6 protein-coding genes and 1 pseudogene are annotated in these 7,662 nt (G+C 53.2%); 4 read left to right on the top strand and 3 right to left on the bottom strand.

All coding sequences use genetic code 11. The features are described 5' to 3' along the window. Positions 1 to 712: pseudogene (locus NG42_RS22865) on the bottom strand (VWA domain-containing protein); the annotation flags it as partial. A 375-nt stretch (positions 713 to 1,087) separates the two neighbouring features. On the opposite strand from NG42_RS22865, the gene NG42_RS04760 reads away from it, so the two are divergent. Beyond that, positions 1,088 to 1,330, top strand: coding sequence for a DUF1158 domain-containing protein (locus NG42_RS04760; RefSeq protein WP_052898123.1), 243 nt, complete (start codon positions 1,088 to 1,090; stop codon positions 1,328 to 1,330). A 23-nt stretch (positions 1,331 to 1,353) separates the two neighbouring features. Further along, positions 1,354 to 2,805: an alpha/beta hydrolase gene (locus tag NG42_RS04755; protein ID WP_052898122.1), complete on the top strand. Its 1,452-nt coding sequence runs from the start codon at positions 1,354 to 1,356 to the stop codon at positions 2,803 to 2,805. On the opposite strand, the gene pdxR is transcribed toward NG42_RS04755, so the two are convergent. Next, complete coding sequence (gene pdxR, locus NG42_RS04750; protein ID WP_052898121.1) at positions 2,783 to 4,237, bottom strand: MocR-like pyridoxine biosynthesis transcription factor PdxR; 1,455 nt, start codon at positions 4,235 to 4,237, stop codon at positions 2,783 to 2,785. The two genes, NG42_RS04755 and pdxR, sit on opposite strands and share 23 nt — an antisense overlap. Positions 4,238 to 4,319: 82 nt before the next feature. On the opposite strand from pdxR, the gene NG42_RS04745 reads away from it, so the two are divergent. Both NG42_RS04745 and NG42_RS04740 read left to right on the top strand, forming a co-directional pair. Continuing rightward, positions 4,320 to 4,775, top strand: a complete 456-nt coding sequence (locus NG42_RS04745; RefSeq protein WP_052898120.1) for a carboxymuconolactone decarboxylase family protein — start codon at positions 4,320 to 4,322, stop codon at positions 4,773 to 4,775. 316 nt (positions 4,776 to 5,091) lie between these two features. Further along, on the top strand, positions 5,092 to 6,729 hold the full coding sequence (locus NG42_RS04740; RefSeq protein WP_052898119.1) for a malate:quinone oxidoreductase: 1,638 nt from the start codon (positions 5,092 to 5,094) through the stop codon (positions 6,727 to 6,729). A 162-nt stretch (positions 6,730 to 6,891) separates the two neighbouring features. Here NG42_RS04740 and NG42_RS23350 read toward each other — a convergent pair. After that, positions 6,892 to 7,662 (bottom strand): SLC13 family permease (locus NG42_RS23350; protein ID WP_052898209.1); only part of this gene is annotated, 771 nt, incomplete at its 5' end.

The raw sequence follows: 7,662 nt of genomic DNA, 5'->3' as shown, positions 1-7,662 counted from the left end.
GATCCTTATCTTTGCCATCCAGTTGCTGCGCTTCGTCTTTTTTATCCGCGATGCTTTCATCCACCGGGACTTTACTGGCACAAATCGTCTCTTCCAGCACCTGTTTAAAATCCGCTACCCCTTTGGTATAGATGTAATATTCACCGCCGGTACGCAACGCCAACCGCTTGTACTCTTTGGTCATCGCTTCTTCGTCTGCCGGGGTTTTAAACGGCTCGTGAGGCGTGCCCTGATAGGTATGCACCTTAACTTTATTGGCAATGGCGGTATCAATGGCCTTGTCATTGGCCTGACGCGTTGCGTCCGTCACCACATAACCGCCGCCTTCGAGTCCTTCGTCACCGAGGATAAAAATTGCCCGCTCAGCACCCGGTCGCCAGTCATAGTAGCGGCTGATATCTTCAATCGCCCGAGCCAGATCCTCCTGTGCGCCAGCGCCGGGCACGCTACCCTTAACGCGCGCAGCCAGTTGACTGGCCTGAATACTCAGGTTTTTCGTCAGATATTCACGGGTGGTTTTTGTAAAGTTGGTTTTAGCAAATTTGCCTTCGATACCCAGATATTCAGTGCGTAAATCAGACGGACAGGAACGCTTCGCTTCTTCAACCGCGGTGTTAACCGCCTTGCTGAGTGCCGCCGCTTCATCCTTCATCGAATCACTGGTATCAATCACAATCACCAGATCAACTTTCTTCAAATTCACTGCGCTCATCACGCCTCCGCTTAGTTAAATTAATTAATATGACTTATGTTTTTTTGGCAAAAATAAGCATGGGCGTTACGAAAAACCATGAATGAGATCAGCAGAATAAATAAAATAAAAATCATTTATTGGTTGTTTATAATAGAAAATACGCTAATAAACGCAGATCTTATATGAGACACTAGTCTATTTAGACCTTAATATAACCAGGGTTAAATAGTTAATTTAATAAATGTAAATTTTGCTCAATATCGCTGCGGAGGGCGATTCCCATTGCCATGATGGTCAGGCATTGCACCAGCATGCAGGCTCGGCCTTGAACATTGAATCTGATGAGATATTGTCTGACAATGCAGGCTCACTTTAGCGAACAAGTCTGAATGCATGAAAAGCACCTTTGAAACCTTTTTGATCCCGATGGGCATCCTGATGCTCGGTTTTCTGTCAGCCCTGCTGCTTCCGGCACCGTGGTTTGGCGTGCAGCTGACTAAATCGCTGATGGCCACTTTCCATCTGCAGGATATTGGTCAGCTGTATACACTGGTATTTTGCCTGTGGTTTCTGTTGTTAGGCGCTATTGAGTATTTTGTTATCCGCTTTATCTATCGCCGATATTTTAAAATCTAATCGCTAAAAGGCTGGCAATCACGATGTTAAAACGGACAAAAACCTGGCTTAAACGCACAATAATTTTGTTTGTTATCCTGGCAATAGTGTTGCTGGCAATACGTATTACCGTGACCGAACGCGGGCCAGATCTTGAGCTGTGGCATACCTATGTGCCGGATGAGCTTAGCGCAAGCGCGATGGACAGAGCCGACTGGGCAGCGTGGACGGAAAATGAAAGCCGCGTGTTTGCTGAAGTCAAAGCCAACGTCACCGACAAACTCAGCGACGATCAGCCGGAAACCTTCAACCGCTATGCGGCGAAAAGCCCGGTTTATCCGGAAAGCTTTGCCCACGACTGGAACCGTTCTTATATTTTGCAGCCGCAGGGAAAACCGCGCGGAGCGGTGGTGCTGTTACACGGCCTGACCGACTCCCCTTACAGCCTGCGTCACTTTGCGGAAAATTATCAGCAGCACGGCTTTGTTGCCGTCGCCATTCGCCTGCCGGGGCACGGCACCGTGCCTGGCGGGCTGACGCGCGTCAATTGGGAAGACTGGATGGCGGCCACGCGGCTGGCGGTGCGAGAAGCCCGCCAACGGGTTCCGGCCGATGCGCCGCTGCATATCATGGGATTCTCCAATGGCGGCGCGCTGGCGATGAAATATGCGCTCGACGCGCTTGATGATCCGCAACTGGTGGTGCCGCAGCGTTTAATCCTGATTTCACCGATGATTGGCGTCAGCGGCTACGCGCGCTATGCCGGGCTGGCCGGGCTGCCATCGTTGTTACCGGCGTTTGCCCGCACCGCCTGGCTCGGCATCCTGCCGGAGTTTAATCCTTTTAAATACAATTCGTTCCCGGTAAAAGCGGCGCGGCAGTCTTATCTGTTGACCCGCGCGCTACAGAAAGAAATTCTCGATATTTCGCGCGCGAATCGCCTGAACCGATTACCGCCGGTTCTGACCTTCCAGTCGGTGGCGGATGCCACCGTCAGCACGCCAGCGGTGATCAATGCGTTATATAATCAGTTGCCCGCTAACGGCAGCGAACTGGTGCTGTTTGATGTGAATCAGTCGGTACGCTTGTCACCGTTAATGCGCAGCAGCTCGCTGCATGCCAGTGAGCACTTGCTACCACCTCCGCCAAGGCGCTATACCACAACGCTGATTACCAATGCTTCGCACACCAGTAGTGAAGCCGTCGCGATACGCACACTGGCCGGGGAGAGCGTCTCGGTGACTGAGCCGCTGGGAATAAAATATCCGATGGATATCTATTCACTGTCGCATGTCTCACTGCCATTCCCGCAAAGTGACTCGCTGTATGGCCGTTACCCCACCACACCCAATGAATTTGGCGTCAGTTTTGGTAGCTTAACGCCGCGCGGTGAGCGCTCGGTGCTGATTGTCAGCCTTGATATGCTGATGCGCATCTCATCCAACCCGTTCTATTCATGGATGTTACAGCGCGTCAATCAGACCCTGCCGGAGTAACCACCGGCAGATGCGCGTCAACCAGCTGGCGCAGCTGTTGCGCGCACCGTTCAAAGCCGTCGGCTGGCATATTGGTTGCTCCTAACACCAGACCATACTGGCGCAGCTCATCACGCTGAAACCATGCTGACAGCGGCGAGGGTGCCATGCCCCAGGCCAGCGCTTCACGGGCAATGGTGCGATCGGCGATCCCCGTCGGTAGCTGCACCACCACCGCCAGCCCGCCGCGCCGCAACTGGGGAAAATGCGGTTGCAGCGCCGCTATCATCTTCTCCAGGCGCTCGGCATACAGACGTTTCATCCGGCGTAAATGACGTAAGAAGTGGCCTTCCCGCAGAAATTCCGCCACCGCGTTATGCACGACGACCGAGGACGCCGGAGCCATTACGGTGGCGATATCGCCAAAACGCGCCGCCAGCGCCAGCGGCACCACGACAAAACCGAGGCGCAGCGTGGGACTAAGGGTTTTACTAAAAGTGCCAATATGTATCACTCGCCCGGCGCTATCGCGCGATGCCAGCGCCGGTGTTGCGCGGCTGCTGAGCTGGAGTTCACCCAAATAGTCATCTTCAATAATCCAGCGGTTATTTTCCTGCGCCCATGTCAGCAGCTCACTGCGACGCTCTGGCGACAGCGCCATACCCAACGGCGACTGTTGCCCGGCTGTCACCAGCGCAAAGCTGGCAGCAGGAGCGCGATCTCTCCCTTCGTTGACCCTGATACCCTGCTCATCAACCGCAATCGGCACCGGCTCAATACCAACTAATCCCAGTGCCTTACAGGCCAGTAAATAGCCCGGCTCCTCAATCCACGCCTGCGTATTACGGAACCCCATCGCCAGACAGATCAGCCCCAGCGCACCGGCATAGCCGTTAGTAATGATGATTTGTGCCGCCTGGCAGCTGATGCCGCGCGATACCGCCAGATACGCCACCAGTTCCTCGCGCAGTGCCAGACTACCGCGCGGATCAGGATAACCGACCGGCTGAGTGGTACTATTGCGCGCATGGCGTTGCAAAATACGTGACCAGACACTGGCCGGAAACGCATCGGTCGCCGGCACGCCCATCTGAAAAGTCAGTGGCGACGCATCAAAGTCACTCGCGATATCTGACAAGGGCGTCAGCGCCGGTGATGGCGCATTACTGGCGATTGCCACTGGCGGATAGCGGGTAATAAACGTTCCGGCCGCGCCTTTCGCCTCCAGCAGCTGACTGTCGGCCAGCATATCGTAGGCGGTTCGCACGGTGCCGCGCGCCACGCCAAGTTGCGCGGCCAGATCGCGGCAGGATGGCATTCGCGCCCCCGGCTTTAGCCGCCCCTCGCCAATCGCCTGGGTAATGGCACTGCGAATCTGCTCGGTTAACCCGGTACGCTCATCACGATTGACGCTCAGTCTGAATGGACCACTATTTTTGTCAATTCCTGGCACTTTTTCTATTCCATCGCAGAGAAGAGAATACTCACCAACGCCCCAAGGCTATCCCAACATCAATTATGGCAGGAGAGAAACAATGAGCGAACGTATTGATTTTTCACAGGTTGCCCCAGCAGGCATGAAAGCACTTGGTGCGGTTTACAGCTATGTCTCGCAAAGCGGTCTGGCGCATGAGCTGGTTGAACTGGTGTTTCTGCGCGTTTCACAAATTAACGGCTGCGCTTACTGTATCGATATGCATACGAAAGCGCTGCACACTGCGGGCTTAAGCTGGGAAAAAATTGTGCTGACGCAGGTATGGCAGGAGTCGGGCACGCTGTTTAGCGCCAGAGAAAAGGCGGCGCTGGCATGGGCTGAAAGCCTGACGCTGATCGCGAGCCAGGGTGCGCCTGACGCATTGTATGCGCCACTAAGCGACCAGTTCAGTGAGAAAGAGATTATTGATCTGACGATTGCGATTGGCCTGATGAACACCTATAACCGGCTCGCCATCAGTACGCGTAAATTACCGGACAGCGCACCGCGCAATTAATCCGTTCCGAAAATTTTTTTGCAGAAATAATTTTTGTTAACATTTCAGGCTGATACCCTTATCAGCCTTATCGATTCAGCCTGCCAGAACCCCGCTACAATTTTTAAATTTTAAACAATTTGTTCAAAAAAATTTCAAGAATGTTATATTTCTGCTCGCATGTATAACGTGCAGTTAAGCAAGATAACGCTTTATGTTGCTTTACTCGTGAGTGTCCTTTTTATCGTGGTGGAAATAGATTAACCGCTCATCAGAAGCTGGACCTATCGCACCTGCAAAGAAATGTTGAGAAATCAACGGTTGGAGATGTCGCATAATGCGCAAAACAGCATTAATTCTCGCGCTGTGTATGAATGCTTTTGGCTTTAGCAAACAAGCAGTTGCAGAACAAGAAAAGAACGTCGATGTATTACTGATCGGCGGCGGGGTAATGAGTGCCACTCTGGGGACTTACCTGCATGAACTTGAACCGAATTGGTCCATTGAGATGGTCGAACGTCTTGATGGCGTAGCACAAGAGAGCTCGAACGGCTGGAATAACGCCGGTACCGGCCACTCAGCGCTGGCTGAGATGAACTACACGCCGGAAAAAGAAGATGGCTCGATTGATATCTCAAAAGCGGTTGAGATTAACGAATCCTTCCAGATTTCACGCCAGTTCTGGTCTTATCAGGTACAGAAAGGCGTGCTGCAAAATCCACGCAGCTTTATTAACAGCACCCCGCATATGAGCTTTGTCTGGGGCGACGATAACGTCGAATTCCTGCGTAAGCGCTATGCCGCCCTGCAACAGAGCACGCTGTTCCGCGGTATGGAATACTCAGAAGATCACCAGCAGATTGAAAAATGGATTCCACTGGTGATGGAAGGCCGCGATCCTAAGCAGAAAGTTGCCGCAACGCGTATCCCAATTGGTACTGACGTTAACTTTGGCGAGATCACTCGTCAGTTAGTGGCTTCACTGTCAAAAAGCGACAAATTTAATCTGCAAACCAGCCACGAAGTGCGCGATATCAAGCGTAACGACGACGGCAGCTGGAATGTCACCATCGCCGACCTGAAAAATAACGGCGCAGAGAAAACCATTAAGGCGAAATTCGTCTTTATCGGTGCCGGTGGCGCAGCGCTGCCACTGCTGCAGAAGTCCGGTATTCCTGAAGCGAAAAACTATGCTGGCTTCCCGGTTGGCGGCGAATTCCTTGTGACTGAAAACCAGGAAGTGGTAAAACGTCACCTGGCGAAAGTGTACGGTAAAGCCTCAGTCGGCGCACCGCCAATGTCCGTTCCACACCTCGATACCCGTGTGCTGGATGGCAAGCAGGTTCTGCTGTTTGGTCCGTTCGCCACCTTCTCCACTAAGTACCTGAAAAATGGTTCACTGTGGGATATGTTCGGTTCCATCACCACCTCTAACGTGATGCCAATGATGCATGTGGGCCTGGATAACTTTGATCTGGTGAAATACCTGATCAGCCAGGTGATGCTGTCTGACGACGACCGTTACGAAGCGCTGAAAGAGTACTTCCCGGACGCGAAGAAAGAAGACTGGCATTTAGTGATTGCCGGACAGCGCGTTCAGATCATCAAGAAAGATGCAGAGAAAGGCGGCGTACTGCGCCTCGGTACTGAAGTGGTCTCCTCACAGGATGGCTCCATCTCCGCACTGCTGGGTGCTTCACCTGGCGCATCAACCGCAGCACCGATTATGCTGGATCTGATGAAGAAAGTGTTTAAAGACAAAGTCGCAACGCCAGAGTGGCAGGCCAAACTGAAGGAGATCATCCCTTCTTACGGCCAGAAACTGAATGGCAACGTTGCAGCGACAGAAAAAGAGCTGGGTGATACCAGCCGTATTCTGCAACTGGATTACACGCCTATGACTCCAGCGGCGAACGACGATACCGACGCCAGCGAAACCCCGGCAGCAGCACCCGCCGCGGCAGCGCAGCACTAGTCGGTAACTCATTTTGTCTGATCAACGGCGGCCACTGTGCCGCCGTTTTTTATGCCAGAGGAGAAATCTCGTTGTAATCAGGCTTTCTGACCAGAGTCGTTAATTCAGACTGGCGCTGCTCAGTCAGCGAGGGCAGTTCGTAAGCCACCACCGCAATTTCCCCTACAAATACCCCAGCGCTTTAAACCAGAAATAATTCAGCGGCAGCAGCACCAGCGCACTGACTACTGCGACAACCAGACAAAGCTTCAGACCGTCACGCGCCGGAACATTGCCTAATCCCATCGCCACCACAATTGGCGAGGCCTGATACGGCAGTAATGGCGTGGCATAGGCAAACACCTGAATCATCACCACCGTCAGCACAGAAAAGCCAGAGGCTTCTGCGAAGCTTTGCGCCATTGGCGTAAACATCGCCGGCACACCATTGGCTGTGACCACAAAATTAAGCACCGAGGTCATGGCATTCAGGGATATAAAACTGAGGAACGGGCTGTCTTCATGCAGCGGTGTGACCGCCAGCAGCGCGCGGGCAATGGTATTGCCGAGATTCGACTCCACCACCACCGCCGTCACGCCGAGAATCGCCGCTACATACAGGCAGGTACGGAAATTAACGCCGCTGCCAAAGGCGTCGCTGGAGATAAAACCGATACGTGGCAGCAGGCAAAAGCAGGCGGCGGTGAGTCCGACCCAGGCCGGGGAAATACCGTGCAGGCTATCGGTCATCCATAACAGCAGTGTCAGCAGCAGTACCGCTATCAACCTTAACTCTTCGCCGCTCAGCCTGGGCAAGCTTTGCTGCTGCGTGATGCGCACTGGCGTCGCCGGAAACAGCTTGCAGATACACAGCGTGAGCAGCATACCTTTTAGTAACCCCACCACTGGCGTATGCAGAAACAGCCACGGCATATAGCCAGGATGCAGACCAAA

The sequence above is a fragment of the Winslowiella iniecta genome, assembly GCF_001267535.1.
Taxonomy (GTDB): Bacteria; Pseudomonadota; Gammaproteobacteria; order Enterobacterales; family Enterobacteriaceae; genus Erwinia; species Erwinia iniecta.
Note: the sequence above shows the minus strand (reverse complement) of the source record. Positions and strands in the feature narration are given on the sequence as shown.

Excerpts from the sequence above, each read along its gene's own strand:
- NG42_RS04745 (WP_052898120.1), top strand. The coding sequence starts at position 4,320 with ATGAGCGAACGTATTGATTTTTCACAGGTTGCCCCAGCAGGCATGAAA.
- NG42_RS04760 (WP_052898123.1), top strand. The coding sequence starts at position 1,088 with ATGAAAAGCACCTTTGAAACCTTTTTGATCCCGATGGGCATCCTGATG.
- NG42_RS04740 (WP_052898119.1), top strand. The coding sequence starts at position 5,092 with ATGCGCAAAACAGCATTAATTCTCGCGCTGTGTATGAATGCTTTTGGC.
- NG42_RS04755 (WP_052898122.1), top strand. The coding sequence starts at position 1,354 with ATGTTAAAACGGACAAAAACCTGGCTTAAACGCACAATAATTTTGTTT.